Annotated in this window: 17 protein-coding genes, 1 pseudogene and 1 other annotated feature; of the genes and pseudogenes, 16 read left to right on the plus strand and 2 right to left on the minus strand. The window is 36.1% G+C overall.

Annotated features, from left to right (window positions below; translation table 11 throughout):
• Positions 1-8: 8 nt before the first annotated feature.
• From arsB to BCER98_RS08390, 6 genes and pseudogenes are all read left to right on the plus strand, one after another.
• Complete coding sequence (gene arsB, locus BCER98_RS08365; protein WP_012094087.1) at positions 9-1064, plus strand: ACR3 family arsenite efflux transporter; 1056 nt, start codon at positions 9-11, stop codon at positions 1062-1064.
• Positions 1065-1090: 26 nt separating this feature from the next.
• On the plus strand, positions 1091-1495 hold the full coding sequence (gene arsC / locus BCER98_RS08370) for an arsenate reductase (thioredoxin) (RefSeq protein WP_012094088.1): 405 nt from the start codon (positions 1091-1093) through the stop codon (positions 1493-1495).
• A gap of 182 nt (positions 1496-1677) precedes the next feature.
• A pseudogene (locus tag BCER98_RS23460) lies at positions 1678-1838 on the plus strand (protein-tyrosine phosphatase family protein); the annotation flags it as partial.
• Positions 1839-2260: 422 nt separating this feature from the next.
• Positions 2261-2413 (plus strand): hypothetical protein, encoded by a 153-nt coding sequence (locus BCER98_RS08380; RefSeq protein ID WP_012094090.1) that lies wholly within the window; start codon positions 2261-2263, stop codon positions 2411-2413.
• A 322-nt stretch (positions 2414-2735) separates the two neighbouring features.
• Positions 2736-2960 (plus strand): hypothetical protein, encoded by a 225-nt coding sequence (locus BCER98_RS08385; RefSeq protein ID WP_012094091.1) that lies wholly within the window; start codon positions 2736-2738, stop codon positions 2958-2960.
• An 85-nt stretch (positions 2961-3045) separates the two neighbouring features.
• Positions 3046-3279, plus strand: a complete 234-nt coding sequence (locus BCER98_RS08390) for a hypothetical protein (RefSeq protein ID WP_012094092.1) — start codon at positions 3046-3048, stop codon at positions 3277-3279.
• 414 nt (positions 3280-3693) lie between these two features.
• Here BCER98_RS08390 and BCER98_RS08395 read toward each other — a convergent pair whose 3' ends face one another.
• Positions 3694-4686, minus strand: a complete 993-nt coding sequence (locus tag BCER98_RS08395; protein ID WP_012094093.1) for a zinc-dependent alcohol dehydrogenase family protein — start codon at positions 4684-4686, stop codon at positions 3694-3696.
• A gap of 285 nt (positions 4687-4971) precedes the next feature.
• On the opposite strand from BCER98_RS08395, the gene BCER98_RS08400 reads away from it, so the two are divergent.
• Positions 4972-5715 carry an N-acetylmuramoyl-L-alanine amidase gene (locus tag BCER98_RS08400; protein ID WP_012094094.1) on the plus strand — a complete coding sequence of 248 codons (744 nt, stop codon included), beginning with the start codon at positions 4972-4974 and terminating at the stop codon, positions 5713-5715.
• A 162-nt stretch (positions 5716-5877) separates the two neighbouring features.
• On the opposite strand, the gene BCER98_RS08405 is transcribed toward BCER98_RS08400, so the two are convergent.
• Positions 5878-6531 carry a superantigen-like protein SSL4 gene (locus BCER98_RS08405; protein ID WP_012094095.1) on the minus strand — a complete coding sequence of 218 codons (654 nt, stop codon included), beginning with the start codon at positions 6529-6531 and terminating at the stop codon, positions 5878-5880.
• A gap of 108 nt (positions 6532-6639) precedes the next feature.
• On the opposite strand from BCER98_RS08405, the gene BCER98_RS08410 reads away from it, so the two are divergent.
• The 9 genes from BCER98_RS08410 (at position 6640) to argS (ending at position 15788) form a co-directional block, all read left to right on the plus strand.
• Positions 6640-7287 carry an HD domain-containing protein gene (locus BCER98_RS08410; protein ID WP_012094096.1) on the plus strand — a complete coding sequence of 216 codons (648 nt, stop codon included), beginning with the start codon at positions 6640-6642 and terminating at the stop codon, positions 7285-7287.
• Positions 7284-9176 (plus strand): ABC-F family ATP-binding cassette domain-containing protein, encoded by a 1893-nt coding sequence (locus tag BCER98_RS08415; protein WP_012094097.1) that lies wholly within the window; start codon positions 7284-7286, stop codon positions 9174-9176. The genes BCER98_RS08410 and BCER98_RS08415 overlap by 4 nt, the downstream gene beginning before the upstream one ends.
• Before the next feature lie 75 nt (positions 9177-9251).
• Complete coding sequence (locus BCER98_RS08420; RefSeq protein WP_012094098.1) at positions 9252-9983, plus strand: Bax inhibitor-1/YccA family protein; 732 nt, start codon at positions 9252-9254, stop codon at positions 9981-9983.
• Positions 9984-10441: 458 nt separating this feature from the next.
• Entirely contained in the window at positions 10442-10780 is a 339-nt protein-coding gene (locus BCER98_RS08425) for a single-stranded DNA-binding protein (protein WP_041809657.1), read from the plus strand.
• A 156-nt stretch (positions 10781-10936) separates the two neighbouring features.
• Positions 10937-12064 carry a conserved virulence factor C family protein gene (locus tag BCER98_RS08430; protein ID WP_012094100.1) on the plus strand — a complete coding sequence of 376 codons (1128 nt, stop codon included), beginning with the start codon at positions 10937-10939 and terminating at the stop codon, positions 12062-12064.
• Position 12065: 1 nt separating this feature from the next.
• Entirely contained in the window at positions 12066-12449 is a 384-nt protein-coding gene (locus tag BCER98_RS08435; RefSeq protein WP_012094101.1) for a thiol-disulfide oxidoreductase DCC family protein, read from the plus strand.
• 84 nt (positions 12450-12533) lie between these two features.
• Positions 12534-12968: a BrxA/BrxB family bacilliredoxin gene (locus tag BCER98_RS08440; RefSeq protein ID WP_012094102.1), complete on the plus strand. Its 435-nt coding sequence runs from the start codon at positions 12534-12536 to the stop codon at positions 12966-12968.
• Positions 12969-13021: 53 nt separating this feature from the next.
• The gene (locus BCER98_RS08445) at positions 13022-13798 is read left to right on the plus strand and encodes a class I SAM-dependent methyltransferase (RefSeq protein ID WP_012094103.1); all 777 of its coding nucleotides are present in this window, start codon (positions 13022-13024) and stop codon (positions 13796-13798) included.
• 40 nt (positions 13799-13838) lie between these two features.
• Positions 13839-14054: a binding site (T-box leader), on the plus strand.
• Positions 14055-14099: 45 nt separating this feature from the next.
• A complete protein-coding gene (argS, locus tag BCER98_RS08450; protein ID WP_012094104.1) occupies positions 14100-15788 on the plus strand; it encodes an arginine--tRNA ligase in 1689 nt (562 codons plus the stop codon).
• Positions 15789-15925 lie beyond the last annotated feature (137 nt).

The following is a 15925-nucleotide window of genomic DNA, read 5'->3' on the forward strand; positions in this document are numbered from 1 at the left end:
TGAGAAGAATGAGCAACACGGGGAAAAAGCGACTGTCATTCCTAGATAGGTATTTAACTCTTTGGATTTTCCTTGCCATGGTTATTGGAATTGGTGTTGGATATCTATCCCCTGGTTTTGTAGAGGGAATGAATAGCTTACAGGTAGGAACTACTTCTATTCCGCTTGCCATTGGATTAATTTTAATGATGTATCCTCCACTCGCGAAAGTTCGTTACGAAGAGATGGGGCGCGTTTTTAAAGATGTAAAAGTATTAGTATTATCACTGGTACAAAACTGGATTATTGGTCCAGTTTTAATGTTTGCTTTAGCCATTATATTTTTACCAGATAAACCAGAATATATGGTTGGATTAATCATGATTGGCCTAGCACGTTGTATTGCGATGGTTATCGTTTGGAATGACTTAGCAAAAGGAGATACAGAATATGCGGCAGGATTAGTAGCATTTAACTCTGTATTCCAAATGTTATTTTTCTCAGTATATGCTTATGTGTTTGTAACAGTTATTCCAGAATGGTTAGGAATTGAAGGTGCTGTTGTAGATATAACAATGGCAGAGGTTGCAAAATCAGTGTTTATATATTTAGGAATTCCATTCATCGCAGGAATGCTAACACGCTTGATTTTTGTAAAAACGAAAGGACGAGAATGGTATGAAAAAGTATTCATTCCAAAGATTGGTCCAATTACTTTAATCGCATTACTATTTACTATCATTGTGATGTTCTCTCTAAAAGGAGAAGTGATTGTTAGCGTACCATTTGATGTTGTACGTATTGCAATTCCGTTACTCATTTATTTTGTAATCATGTTCTTTGTCTCTTTCTTTATGGGCAAAAAAATCGGTGCAAGTTATGGGGTATCAACAACATTAGCCTTTACAGCAGGAAGTAATAACTTTGAATTAGCGATTGCTGTAGCTGTAGGTGTATTTGGAATTCAGTCAGGTGCAGCGTTTGCAGCAGTTATCGGACCTTTAGTCGAGGTTCCAGTTATGATCGCACTTGTAAATGTCGCACTTTGGTTCCAGCGTAAATACTTTCAAACACAACCCAAATAAATATTCATAATAAAGGTGGAATTATCATGGAAAACAAGAAAATAATTTACTTTTTATGCACAGGAAATTCTTGTCGTAGCCAAATGGCAGAAGCTTGGGGCAAAGAATATTTAGGTGACAAATGGAATGTACTTTCTGCTGGTATTGAGGCGCATGGAGTAAATCCGAATGCGGTTAAAGCAATGAAAGAAGTAGATATTGATATTACGGATCAAACATCAGATATCATTGATCGTGACATTTTAGATAAAGCGGATCTTGTTGTAACACTTTGTGGTCATGCAAATGATGTGTGTCCAACCACACCGCCTCATGTAAAACGAGTTCACTGGGGATTTGATGATCCAGCTGGTCAAGAATGGTCTGTATTCCAAAGAGTTCGTGATGAAATTGGCGCACGCATTAAAAAATTCGCTGAAACAGGAGAATAATTGAAAACAAAATAAGCCGAGAATTTTTTCTCGGCTTATTTTATAAAGAAAGGGAGAAATCAGAGATGAAAAAGGTTGAAATTTTTGATCCTGCAGCACATGTTAATTATGTCATGCATGGAGAACTAGGAAATATTACGATAAGCCGAATGGATCCAAAAGTAGAAGTTGAAAACGATCGTAAGGAAGCTGTAGAACAAGGAAAAAATATTTTTACCATTGCTCCGGTGGACGAAATCGTACAGGGACGGTTGCAACTGGGTTATTAGTAGAGTTAGGGCATGCATCTAACGTAGAAGAAGTGGAACAAAGAGCAAAAGAAATCCGTTCAAGTATTGCATAGTTTATATCAAAACAAAGAAGTAAAAAGGGCTGTCCCATAACTCGGTGAAACCGACTTATGGGATAGCCCTTTTTATTTTTAGTCTAGAACTTTCTTGTAATAAGACACAAACAACTGCAGGCCTCCCGTATTTCATTGCTTTCCCATTTTTCTTTCTTAAAGGATGAAACAATATATAAAATGAGTAGAATGATAGCAATCAAAAATAAAATTGCACCGATATTACTCCCAAAAACATGTTTTTACCTCCATTTGTAAAATATGATTTATTTAATTGTATAGCAATATATTAAGGGTATGTAGTTTTTAATAGGTTTTTATATTATTTTTTCTTTATATCATAAAAAATAGATATAAATACTATTACTTTTTTGAGGTTCATTCATAGAGTATAGTATCTCGTCTGAAAGGAGGGAAATGAAATGAACTTACAATTAGTAGTGCTTTGTGTTTTGGAAGAAAATGGTGAGTTCTTCTTAGTTACAAAAGTGGATGATTTGATTACGTTAAAAGTGCCAATTCTTGAAAGTTTTGCGGAGTTCTTGCTAGCGATAGGTGCATCAAGATGTTCTTAATGTGAAGTAGTATAGTAGGAAGGTGTGAGAGAACTCCACCTCCCTACTAATACATAATATTTTTATGTTAACTAAATGTGTATCATAGTAAAATGGTTTTTATGTGAAATGAAAAGCGAAAAAAGTGCAGGTTTTTATTTTTATATTTGCGATTTATATATCGCTTGTATTTCTTCATTCTGATTTACTGCTATTTGGAAAGGTGGAACAGTTTCGTGCGGACATGCATATAGTATAGTGCTATAAAGCATATGAAAGTAATCAAATAGTATAGAAATGAATCAGAAATCCTTTCTGGAAAATAGATGAGGTGATAAATGAGATGAAAAAAATAACATACAACCTGCCGGTAGAATTGCGAAGAGAATGGTTTTTAATAGAATTGGCCTACTTAACGAAAAAATATGGAATTGAAATCGGGACAACTAGGGATGAAAGTTCTTTATTCTTACAAGATCAAGTTACAAGGCAGAAAATAGGTAGTGGCCTACACTATGATAAATATGACGATGAATATATAGTGGAGGGATTCCATATTAGTAAGTAGGTAATGATATATATAGGTTTTTGATACAAGATAAAAAAGATAAGCAAATTATCAGTATATACCTTTTTATGAGAGTGGTGAAAGTATGGAAGAAATTAATCACCTAAAGTCCAAAATGGAAGACTTAAAGTTAAATCAAAAGGAAATTATGCGAGATATTCGTAATTTGGAAACTCGTACAACGATTAACGAAAAAGATATTTCTACCATAAATAAACAATTAGAAAAAATAAGCTTGAATACAACTTGGATTTTACGGATTATTATCAGTTCAATTGTTTTAGCAATTTTAGGATTAATTATGAAAGGGACTATGTGAAGCAATATTCTATGTTTTTATTTGATGAATGGTATTTAAGAAAGCAGATTCTAACAAAATGAATCTTCTTTTTTATTGTATACAAGTGATAAAGTAGGAGGGGCTACTTTATTTACAGATTCGGGATTGAAAATGTTCTGCTGTTTTTTCTAGAATTGAACCTTATTTACGCACCTCTCAAGTGAAGGTTCTGTCTTACTTTTATTCTGTTTCTAATGAAATAAGTAACAAATTGGAAAGAGCGTTATCACAATATAATTGGATGAATCAACTGTTTGTAGGAGATAGAAAAACAGGAAGGACCGTTTCAATTTTAAATAATACAACAAAAATCTTCTGTTGATAGAAGATTTTTGTTGTATTACATGATAGTTTAGAATAAAAAAATTGATTATACTTTTTTGCTTTCATAAGTTAATAACTTGTTAAAAATACTTTCCCTTTCGTTTTTTTAAAGGATTCGACTGCATCGATAGCTTTTATTACATCTGTTAAATCATGAGTAGAATCAGCTGTCATGAAGCGTAATTTTTTATCCTCTATTAAATGAATCAAATGATGGAATGTTTCTTGCCATTTATATACTGAGACATTTTTATTCCAATTTCGTAAATGAAACATATTAGCATTTACTCTCGCTCTATTTACAATATCTCCCCAATTTACTTGTATCCCTGATAGAAGCCCTATGGTTAAAAAATTCCCATTAGGGTGTAAACAAAAAGCCAATTCATTTCCATCTGAGCCTCCAATGGAATCAATAGCAGCATCTGCCCCGATTCCATTTGTTAATTCCATCACTGCTTCATAGAGTGAAACGGTAGAAGTATCTATTACATAAGAAGCACCAAGGTGAAGTAAAGCCTCTGTATATTTCTTGTTTCTTGTAACTGCAATTAATCGAAAACCTAAAATCTGCGATAGTTGAGCGAAAAGGTGCCCAATGGAAGAACCACAAGCGTTAACCAATAAAACATCGTTTGGTTTTAATTTTAGAATTTCCGTACAAGTCACCCATGCTGTAATTGGATTGATATACATTTGTGCTGCTGTAAAGTCATTAATTGAATCAGGTATAGGAATAGCAAAGTCTGCTGATGTCTTAACAAATTCTTGCCAAGTACCTTCTCCACGTAAAGGTAAGACACGTTTGCCAATAAGGTCTTTAGAAACTAAGGAGCCTATATCTTCTACAATACCAACTCCTTCATAACCAGGTATGTTAGGTAAAGAAATCCGATGTGCATATGCTCCTCTTATTGGAATTAAGTCAGATGGATTTATAGGTCGCGCTAACATTCGAACTATAATCTCTTTGTTTTTTGGTGGTTCTATATTTTTATATTCAATTTTTAACACATTTTTAGGACTACCGAATTCGTAAAATTTAATGCATTTTCCGTACAAAACAATGCCCCCCTTAAGATAATCAGATTTATTATATCATCTTCAATTAAACTGTCTCTTTAATTTATAAAAAAAGAGGCTAAACGAGATTGAGAACATTGCCATATTTTTTTACGGCGTGATTTTACTCAAAGCTACAGTGAAAAATTTATTAAGTGTGCAGAGGTTAGTGAGCCAATCAAGAAAAGAGAATCATAATATGTAAGAATATCGTAGTATTTTAGGCATTTGCTCTGACCGTAAGACAAGTTCTGAATATGATAATAGAAAAGGAGATGATTTATAGTGCCAATTGCAGCAATTTCAGCAGGTCATAATAGCATCGTTCCTGGGGCAAACAGCTCTTACGGCAGAGAAGAATTAGTTGCTCGGGATTTTGTGCAGCGAGTTGGACATTATTTTAGACAAGCGGGTTGGAGTGTGGTAGATTGTACGGATAACGTCGGCACAACACAGACGGCCGTTTGGACCAATTGTGCAAATAATCATTTACGCGTGAAAAGTGCTTTTGATGCCACTTTTCATTTGAATTCCTTCAACGGTTCTGCAAGTGGAACTGAAGTGTTATATCATCCGAGTTATGGAAATTTAGCGAAGTGTGAACAACTTGGGAAAGTTGTTGCTAATGCATTTGGGACAAACTGGCGCGGGGTAAAATCTCGTCCTGATTTAGGGTGGTTAAATAAAACAAAAACAGATTATTATTTTGAACTATTGTTTATAGATAATGAAAGTGACATGAAGAAATATAATCAAAATGCGGACAAGGCGGCGCGTGCACTTGTGTCAACTGTTACAGGAGTAGATCTAGTACCCGTAAGTAAATATGTTGTCACAGGCGGATTAGGTGTGAATGCTATTTCGGAAGTTTCAAAGTATTTTTTAGATCATAATTGGTGGGCAAAGATTGAGTTTCCAGGGGAAGGAAACAATCCATTTGCTGTCACAGGTGGTTTAAGCGAAGAATCGCTTGCAAAGTTTGAAGCATGGTTAAAAGCGCGCGGATGGTATTATGAAGTAAGACAGTAGTTATAAAGCGAAACTTTAATCAGTGGGGTTTTTCCTCATCCCCACTGATTATGAGCCCTCACCAATCGGGCTGCCCCTAAAATAGCGGGATAAATAAAAAATCCCCTAAGTGCTTGTATTTCAAACATTTAGGGGGTTCTTTGTTGGAAATGTAAAATGCTTCTAAAACTGCTCATTCTTCTCCCAAGATTCTACAATATAATGCGCAATCGTTGGATTGAATCCTTTTCCAACTAAAAACATAATTGCAGCAATTTCGGTCATTGCGTGTTCGTGGGATGTATGCTTTGCTTCATTCATACCGTATTGAACCCAAGGTTTTACGAAATCAAGGACAGGTTTTTTTAAAGAGAGAAACTGTGTGCCGACAACTTGTTGAATTTGTTCTTGTGTCGGTTCAGTTGGAATTGGTGTCGCAGGGCCTGGTGGTAAGATTTGTGGTTGTATCGGGTTTAATGTTGGTGCTGGTGGAGAAACGCGAAAGTTTGGATATGGTTGATACATTTGAGGCTGCTGATAGGTAGCTTGCTCTGATAAGTATGGATTTTGTTGATTTGTATTTGGAAGATACTGCGTTTCTTCTGAGTGTTGTGGCGTATAGGAATTCTGCCTATATTGAGGTTCTTGATGTTGTTGAGTGAGATATGGATTTTGTGAGATTTGGTTTTCTTGAAAGTTTTTTACAAAGTCTGACTGGCTTGAATACTGAGGTTGTGATGTTACGTGAAGCTCTTGGTCTGTGATTGCAGCATGTTGTTCTGCGTTTTGAGGGTAGTACGGTTGCCCCGGGTAAGGCTGTTGATTATGATAGAACATTTGATTTCCTCCTTCATCATCATACATACAAAATAGTCTATGGGCAGACAAGAAAATATGTGATGAAAAAATAAGGGCGTGTTACAATAAGAAACTGGGTGAAGATAAATGATAAAACAGGAACAAATTCAAAAAACAGTGACGTTTGTTAAAAATATTTTAGAAAAAGACGCAAGCGGGCATGATTGGTATCATATTGAGCGTGTACATAAATTAGCGACTTCTTTAGCCAAGCAAGAAGGTGGGGATCTTTTTGTTATTGAGATGGCAGCTTTGCTTCATGATGTTGCGGATGAGAAACTGAATGAAAGTGAAGAAGCTGGAATGAAAAAGGTTTCTGACTGGCTAGAGAAGTTAGGGGTAGAACAGGAAATAAGGAAACATATTCTACATATTATTGCAAATATGTCTTATAAAGGTGGACATGGCGGCAAGGTAGAATCGCTAGAAGGAAAAATCGTTCAGGATGCGGATCGTTTAGATGCTCTTGGCGCTATTGGCATTGCTCGTACATTTGCATATGGAGGAGCAAAGGGAAGATTAATGTATGATCCCAATATTCCGCCGCGTGAATCGATGACGAAAGAAGAGTATAGAAAAAATAATGATCCATCTTTCAATCATTTTTACGAAAAGCTGTTAAAGTTAAAAGACTTAATGAATACAGATGCAGCGAAGCGAGAGGCGGAAAGTCGTCATCTTTATATGGAAGAATTTATTGAACAATTTATGAAAGAGTGGAATGGGCAAATATGAAAATGTTAACAGTCGAAAATGTATCAAAATCATATGGAGATAAGCCGTTATTTCATGGATTATCATTCAGCATAGCGGAAGGACAACGTGCTGGAATTATTGGGGTAAATGGTACAGGGAAGTCAACATTGTTAAAAATTATCGCTGGTGTAGAAATTCCAGATACAGGCGATATGACACATACGCGCGGGTATACAATTAGTTATTTACCACAGCAGCCAGACTTTAAGGAAGATTTAACTGTTCTTGAACAAGTCTTTCATGGAGATACACCTCTTATTCGGCTTCTTCGTGAATATGAACAATCGCTATTGCAGATTGAACAAAATCCAAATAGTGAAAAAGTACAAGAGCAATTATTTGCGATGCAGCAACGTATGGATGCAATGAATGCATGGGAAGCAAATGCGAATGCGAAGTCTCTTTTAACGAAATTAGGGATCACAGACTTTACTGTAAGAGTTGGAAATTTATCTGGAGGACAAAAGAAACGTATTGCGATGGCACAATGTTTTATTGAAACACCAGATTTACTCATACTAGATGAACCAACGAACCATTTAGATCATGAAACAGTAGAGTGGTTGGAAGAGTATTTATCAAGGTATACAGGAGCTGTTTTACTTGTTACACATGATCGGTATTTCTTAGACCGCGTAACAAACCGCATTTTTGAATTAGATAAAGGAAAATTATATAGCTACGAAGGGAATTACAGTACATTTCTAGAAGCAAAAGCACTTCGTGAAGAACAAGAACTAGCGCAAGAAGCAAAACGACAAAATTTATATCGCCGAGAATTAGCTTGGATTCGCCGCGGAGCAAAAGCACGTTCAACGAAGCAAAAAGCTCGTATTCAACGTTTCGAAGATTTAAAGAATCAAGAAGGACCTGCTGCGAAGCAGGCTGTTGATATTGCACTTAGCGGTAGCAGACTAGGAAAGAAAGTGATTGAATTAAAAGATGTAACGAAAAAGTTTGGGGATAAGACGTTACTTCATAAGTTTAGTCATATTGTAAAACCAGGTGACCGCATTGGGATTATTGGAGCAAATGGTAGCGGGAAATCATCATTATTAAACATGCTTGCAGGTAAATTATCTCCGGATAGTGGTGAAATTGAAGTAGGACAAACTGTAAAAATTGCGTATTATACACAAGAAAACGAAGAAATGAATTTAAATCAACGTATGATTGAATATATTAAAGAGGTTGCAGAGGTTATTCATACGACAGATGACAAAGTCATTAGTGCTTCACAAATGCTAGAGCGTTTCTTGTTCGAGCCGCATTCACATGGAACGCCACTTGGGAAATTATCTGGTGGTGAGCGAAGACGATTATATTTATTGCGCATTTTAATGGGAGAACCGAATGTATTGTTATTGGACGAACCAACAAACGATTTAGATACACAAACATTAACAGTATTAGAAGATTATTTAGAAGATTTTCCAGGCGTAGTGTTAACCGTATCGCATGATCGTTATTTTCTAGATAAAGTCGTAGACGAATTATTTATTTTTACTGGAAATGGTGAAGTTCGTGAATTTTTAGGAAGTTATAGTGACTATTTAGAAATAGAAAAAACAAAAGAACGACTTGAAAAAGCTGAAGTACGAAAAGAAAAGAAAGTAGAAGAAGTACCGAAACAACAACGGAAACGCAAACTATCTTATCACGAACAACGCGAGTGGGACACAATTGAGGATAAGATAGCAGAACTGGAAGAAAAATTGGAAGCGGTTGGAGAAGAACTTGCAAATGTAGGTTCTGACTTTACGAAGGCGCAAGAACTTGCTGAAGCACAGGAACAACTTGAAGAACAACTAGAGAAAGCGATGGAACGATGGAGTGAGCTTTCAGATATTGTTGAAGGATTAAAATAAAAACAAGCTGCATATATTGAAATATAAAGAGAAAAACTTTACACTATTGGTAGAACCTATTATAGGAGGGAAAAAATGAGAACATCTAATCCAATGTTGAAAAAAGAGGCATTTCGTAAAGAAGGAGCAAGTGCGTCTGCCATGACAATTAGCGGAGCGGTAGGCAAAACTTTTATTATGCTGATCTTGCTTCTTGCAACGTCTGTCTATTCATACATACAGATGATGAATGGTGTAATGAAAATGCCAGTATTTATTGGTGCGTTAATTGTTGCTGCTATTATCGCATTTGCATCAATCTTTATTCCGCGTATTTCACCGATTGGTGCGCCGATTTATGCAGCGGTAGAAGGTGTTGTGTTAGGAAGTGTTTCAGCTATATACACAATGCGTTTTGGAGATTCTATCGTTTTAAATGCGGTACTACTAACTGTTTCCATTTTATTTGCAATGTTAGTGTTATATGCGACTCGCGTAGTAAAAGTAACGGATAAATTCCGCACAGGTATTATGGCTGCAACCGTTGGAATTGCGATTATGTACTTAATTGTTTTCGCATTAAATATCTTTGGTGTAACAGTTCCATATATTCACCAAGGTGGAACAATCGGTATAATCATTAGTGCGGTTGTTATTGTCGTTGCTGCATTAAATCTATTACTAGATTTCGATTTAATCGAAAATGGTGCACGCAGCGGCGCTCCAAAATATATGGAGTGGTATAGCGCAATGGGTCTAATGATGACGCTAGTATGGTTATACTTAGAAATTCTTCGCTTCGTTTCTTACTTTGCAAAGAATGATTAGTAGAAAAACCTGTACGTTTGCAAACGTACAGGTTTTTTGCTTTTCTCTTTCTAAAGCTAATGAAAGTTTGTTATGATCTAACATAGATAATCAATGGGGGAGAACTATAAATTAAAGTTTTTCGAATTAGATGCTACTTTAGTATCGATCCTCTGAAATCATTTATACAGCTGTTGAGAAGTATGCTAAAGAATCTCAAGAACAGCTAGAATTTGTAAGTAAAGTGAATTCGCTTACTTTTATCGTGCTGATATACGAATGACTCGTGGAGGGTATTCTATCTTTTACCGAGAAGCATAAATATTTCAAGAAATTCTGCATGATTGCATCATATACAATTTCTTTTTTTATTTTATTAGATTTAAAGTTATGATTTCTGAACGGAAATATATCATTTTTCATTTTTTACCTATTTTCTCTTTTTTTCTACAATGGAGAAAAAATGTGAGGTGATATATATGATGAATCGAGTTGTATTAGTTGGAAGATTAACAAAAGATCCAGAATTATACTATACAAAGCAAGGAATTCCTTATGCGCGTATTTGTATTGCTGTAAATAGAGGATTTCGAAATAGTTTAGGGGAACAACAAGCAGATTATATTTATTGTGTTGTTTGGAGAAAGTCGGCTGAGAATGTATTAGAGTACTGCCGGAAAGGTTCTCTCGTTGGCATTACGGGCCGTATTCATACGAGCAATTACGAGAATGATCAAGGAAAGAGAATATATAGAACAGAAGTTGTAATTGAAAGAATTACGTTTTTAGAAAGGAAAAGAGAGATTTCAAATGGATGAAAAACAAAATGCATATGATAGAAGTGCCTGCACGATTGTATTTGATTGATCCACAGTATAAGAAGAGTTCGTAAAAATAAGCATCCTAGTAGGAGTATAGGAATAGGACATGTTACAATACAGCTAAGAACAAGCAATAAAGGAGAGTATATTTACGTGAAGATTAAAGCAATTGAACCGACGCCAAGTCCAAATACAATGAAAGTTATTTTGAATGAGGTATTACCAGCAGGAGCACGTAATAATTATACGAAAGAAAATGTAGATCAAGCTCCTGAGCAAGTACAGCATATTTTGAAAATCGAAGGTATTAAAGGCGTATACCATGTTGCTGACTTTTTAGCCGTTGAGCGAAATGCGAAGTATGATTGGAAAGTTCTTTTACAACAAGTTCGCACTGTATTTGGAGAAGAGGTAGTAGAAGACGATGAGAAAGAGCAGCTTTCTCATTTTGGAGAAGTGAAAGTATTTATTCAAATGTTTTTTTCCATTCCCATGCAGGTGAAATTAACAGATGGAACAACAGAAGAGCGAGTTGGTTTACCAGACCGATTTAAAGAAGCTATTATGAAAGTCCAAATGTCTGCTCCAAATGTTGTGAAAGAGCGAAAATGGGTAGAACAAAGTACACGCTATGGCAATTTTGAAGAAATCGGAACAGAAGTTGTCGAAGAAATTGTTGCGGCATATCCTGAAGAGCGCATAAATGAAACAGTGAAAGAGTTGTTAGATCAAGCCGGTGCAGTAGAAGTAACAATTCAAAAGCGCACGCCATATAAAGTAACGGAAGAAATGATGTCAGATCCAGATTGGAAAAAACGGTATGCTGCATTGGAACAGATGGATCCTACTGAAGACGATATCCCTGTCTTGAAGAAAGCGCTAGAAGATGAAAAAGTATCGATTCGTCGTTTAGCAACAGCCTATTTAGGAATGATTAAAGGAGAAGAGGTACTACCATTACTATATAAAGCGATGTTAGATCGTTCTGTCAGTGTACGGCGTACGGCAGGAGATTGCTTATCAGATGTAGGAGATCCAGCAGCGATGTTTGTGATGATTAAGGCATTGAAAGATCCAAGTAAGTTAGTACGTTGGCGTGCAGCGATGTTTTTATTTGAGCTTGGTGATGAAAGTGCAATACCAGCCTTGCACGCCGCACAGGATGACCCAGAATTTGAAGTAGCGATGCAAGCGCGTCTAGCACTAGAACGCATTGAGGGTGGAGAAGAAGCGAAAGGATCTGTTTGGAAGCAAATGACGGAAGCGCGTAAAGGAGAATAATATGATAGTTTTCTATGATAGCTGGTGTCCGATGTGTACTGCGATTACAGAGCGTACAAAGAAACTTGATAGAAAGGGACGTATAACGTTTCTTTCTTTTCGTGAGAAAGAAGTAGTGAAGAAATATCAGTTATCAGAAACATTGCAACATAAGATGGAACAAAGGCTTTATGTGTGGAAAGCCGATCAGTGGTACGATGGAATCCATAGCATCTATGTAATAGCAAAGGTAGTACCATCTTATTGGCCTATTGTTCCATTCATTAAGTTATCCGTGTTGCTGAAGTTTGGAAATAAAGTATATGATTATATTGCAAATAATAGAAAGCTAGTACCGGTTGGACATTGCCGGGAAGGGATTTGTGAAATTCCTGCAAAAAAATGATAGGATTACTATCTTTCTTTTGCACCTATTATTAGACCGTGATATGATGAATTTGGAATGAAAGTTGAAGGAGAGAGAAGAAAGATGTCAAATGCATACGAAGAGTACATGCGTCAAATGGTAATTCCGATGCGTCAAGAATTAGTGCGTGCTGGATTTGAAGAATTAACAACAGAAGAAGCTGTAACAGAATATATGGAACAAGCAACAGGTACAACATTAGTTGTTGTAAACTCTGTTTGTGGCTGTGCAGCAGGTTTAGCGCGTCCATCAGCTGGTCAAGCAGTTGTGCGTTCAGAAAAACGACCTGATCATCTTGTAACTGTATTTGCAGGGCAAGATAAAGAAGCAACTGCAAAAATGCGCGAGTATTTTGGAGAGATTCCACCATCTTCACCATCTATGGCTTTATTAAAAGGAAAAGAAGTTGTTCACTTCATTCATCGCCATGAAATTGAAGGTGCAACGATGGAAGAAATTATTCATAACTTAGAACAAGCTTTTGAAAAGCATTGTTAAGGAACGAGGGAGAAGGAATTCTCCCTTTTTCTTTATATATGAGGTGAAAAGAAATGATTGTAACAACAGCAGGACGAACAAATAGAGAAATGACAGTGTATGCAAAAGAAGTAGCAAAAGAATTACAATGCCCTTTTGCTATGCGAGATGAGCTTTCGGTGCATCAATTACATAAGCAGTTTGAAGATGATGTGCTTGTCGTAGGGAAGAATCGATTAGCTATTTATCCAAACGGAACGGATGAATCATTCTTTTTTCATCCTAATTCAGCTATGTTTCGTGTGAAAAGGTTGATGAGAGGAGAGCAGGATCCATTTGTACAAGCTGCTAAGTTAGAAAAAGGAATGACAGTGTTAGACTGCACGCTTGGTATGGCATCAGATAGTATTGTCGCAAGTTATATTGTTGGAAAAGAAGGTGCTGTAACTGGAATTGAAGGGAATCGCTACATGGCCTATATTATGGATAAAGGATTAAAACAATGGTGTTCGGGTATTCCAGAAATGGATGAAGCGATGCGCCAAATTATCGTGAAGGAAAGTGAACATTTTCATTTCTTAAAGCACTGTGAAGACAATCGCTATGATGTAGTATATTTAGATCCAATGTTTGAAGAAACCATTGTGGAATCAGATGGAATCCGCGGTCTGAAACATTTTGCGTTATATCATGATATTACAGATGAAACGATTCAAGAAGCGAAGCGTGTTGCAAAGAAACGAGTTGTTTTAAAAGATCATTTTCGTAGTGAAAGATTTGAACGACATCATTTTTTTATATATAAGCGAAAAAGTGCAAAATTTCATTTTGGTGTTATTGAAACTTGCTAATTATTTGAAAAGATGTATAATAGGCAATAATCAATTATATAGGATGTCGTAGATGAAGAGAGTAGTCCTTCTTCAGAAGGGAAGCGAGCTAGGGATGGTGTGAGCCTAGTACGGAGAAGAGGATGAAGCGCACTTCGGAGACGCTGCTTGAAGCGAATAGTAGGGTAAGCCGGGGTTCCCTGTCCTCGTTATAAACGGGAAAGTGGTTCAAATTGAACAACAAGGGTGGTACCACGGGTGATAACTCGTCTCTTTTTTAGAGGCGAGTTTTTTGTGGTTTTAATAAAAGGAGGGGTAATGTATGGAATACAAAAAACAATTTGCAAAAGCACTAGTAAACAGTCTACATGCCGGATTGTCATTAGAAGAAATTATGGCTTTAATCGAAACGCCAAAGCAAGATGAATTTGGGGATGCAGCATTTCCATGTTTTACGCTCGCAAAACAATATAAAAAAGCACCAGCACAAATTGCTAAGGACATTGCTTCAGAATTAAAAGGGTCATTTTTCAAAAAAGTAGAGGCGGTGGGACCGTATGTAAATATATTTTATAATCGTTCTGTCGTAAGTAATCATATATTGAAAACCATTTTAGCTGAAAAAGAAAAATATGGGCAACATCATTTTGGACAGGAAAAGACAGTTGTAATTGATTATTCTTCTCCAAATATCGCAAAACCATTTTCTATGGGACATTTACGTTCAACAATGATTGGAAATGCTTTAAAACATATTGCTGAAAAATGTGGTTATGAAGTTGTCGGTATTAACTATATTGGTGATTGGGGAACGCAATTTGGAAAGCTTATTACCGCATATAAAAAGTGGGGAAATAAGGATCTTGTCAAAGAAGATCCAATTCGTGAATTATTTCAGTTATACGTTCAATTTCATGAGGAAGTAAAAGAAAACCCAGAGTTAGAAGAGGAGGGACGTATTTGGTTTAAAAAGTTAGAAGATAATGATGAAGAAGCAGTCTTTTTATGGAACTGGTTTCGCCATGAATCATTAAAAGAATTTTCTCGCATTTATGAACTTCTTGGAGTAGAATTTGAAAATTTTCAAGGAGAGGCTTTTTACAACGATAAGATGGATGAATTTGTTGAAATGCTAGAGGAGAAAGGGATATTAGAGGAATCAGATGGAGCGCAAGTTGTGAATTTAGATGAAGAGAATATGCCGCCATGTTTAATTAGAAAATCTGACGGGGCGACTCTTTATGCTACACGTGATTTAACAGCAGCTTTATATCGTCAAAATACATACGGATTTGATAAGGCGCTTTATGTAGTAGGGGCGGAACAAAGCTTACATTTCGCACAATTTTTTACCGTATTAAAACAATTAGGCTACACATGGGTTGAGGGGATGCAGCATGTGCCGTTTGGTCTTATTTTAAAAGACGGTAAGAAAATGTCTACACGTAAGGGGAAAGTAGTATTACTAGAAGAAGTACTAGAAGAAGCAATCGCACTTGCTCAGCAACATATTGAGGAGAAAAATCCAAGTTTAAAGCAGAAAGCAGAAGTTGCGAAACAAGTTGGTGTAGGGGCAATCATTTTCCATGATTTGAAAAACGAACGTATGCACAATATTGAATTTTCATTAGAGAAAATGTTGAAGTTCGAAGGGGAAACAGGTCCATATGTTCAATATACACATGCACGTGCTTGCTCGATTTTAAGAAAAGAACATGTAGAATTTGAAACAGCAACATTTGCATTAAATGACGATTACAGTTGGAACACATTGAAATTATTAAATCAATTCCCACAAGTGATTGAAACAGCTTTCACAAAAAATGAACCCTCTCATATTACAAAGTATATATTAGATGTAGCACAGGCGTTTAATAAATACTATGGAAATGTACGTATTTTAGAAGATGATCATGAGAAAGAAAGCAGACTTGCACTTGTGTATGCGGTAACGATTGTATTAAAAGAGGGCTTGCGTTTACTTGGAATTGGTGCGCCAGAAGAGATGTGAAAGGAGATAAGGGGTTCAGATAAAATATATAGAATGAGGATATAAATGAATAGGGGAAGAAGTTGCGAATTCAGTTGCATTCAGCTAGTTAAATCGCATAATGAGTGGAAGGTTCCATATTTATTGTTGCTTCTTTA

The organism is Bacillus cytotoxicus NVH 391-98 (genome assembly GCF_000017425.1).
GTDB classification, from domain to species: Bacteria; Bacillota; Bacilli; order Bacillales; family Bacillaceae_G; genus Bacillus_A; species Bacillus_A cytotoxicus.

Excerpts from the sequence above, each read along its gene's own strand:
- arsB (WP_012094087.1), top strand. The coding sequence starts at position 9 with ATGAGCAACACGGGGAAAAAGCGACTGTCATTCCTAGATAGGTATTTA.
- arsC (WP_012094088.1), top strand. The coding sequence starts at position 1,091 with ATGGAAAACAAGAAAATAATTTACTTTTTATGCACAGGAAATTCTTGT.
- BCER98_RS08380 (WP_012094090.1), top strand. The coding sequence starts at position 2,261 with ATGAACTTACAATTAGTAGTGCTTTGTGTTTTGGAAGAAAATGGTGAG.
- BCER98_RS08385 (WP_012094091.1), top strand. The coding sequence starts at position 2,736 with ATGAAAAAAATAACATACAACCTGCCGGTAGAATTGCGAAGAGAATGG.
- BCER98_RS08390 (WP_012094092.1), top strand. The coding sequence starts at position 3,046 with ATGGAAGAAATTAATCACCTAAAGTCCAAAATGGAAGACTTAAAGTTA.
- BCER98_RS08405 (WP_012094095.1), bottom strand. The coding sequence starts at position 6,531 with ATGTTCTATCATAATCAACAGCCTTACCCGGGGCAACCGTACTACCCT.
- BCER98_RS08410 (WP_012094096.1), top strand. The coding sequence starts at position 6,640 with ATGATAAAACAGGAACAAATTCAAAAAACAGTGACGTTTGTTAAAAAT.
- BCER98_RS08415 (WP_012094097.1), top strand. The coding sequence starts at position 7,284 with ATGAAAATGTTAACAGTCGAAAATGTATCAAAATCATATGGAGATAAG.
- BCER98_RS08420 (WP_012094098.1), top strand. The coding sequence starts at position 9,252 with ATGAGAACATCTAATCCAATGTTGAAAAAAGAGGCATTTCGTAAAGAA.
- BCER98_RS08425 (WP_041809657.1), top strand. The coding sequence starts at position 10,442 with ATGATGAATCGAGTTGTATTAGTTGGAAGATTAACAAAAGATCCAGAA.
- BCER98_RS08435 (WP_012094101.1), top strand. The coding sequence starts at position 12,066 with ATGATAGTTTTCTATGATAGCTGGTGTCCGATGTGTACTGCGATTACA.
- BCER98_RS08440 (WP_012094102.1), top strand. The coding sequence starts at position 12,534 with ATGTCAAATGCATACGAAGAGTACATGCGTCAAATGGTAATTCCGATG.
- BCER98_RS08445 (WP_012094103.1), top strand. The coding sequence starts at position 13,022 with ATGATTGTAACAACAGCAGGACGAACAAATAGAGAAATGACAGTGTAT.
- argS (WP_012094104.1), top strand. The coding sequence starts at position 14,100 with ATGGAATACAAAAAACAATTTGCAAAAGCACTAGTAAACAGTCTACAT.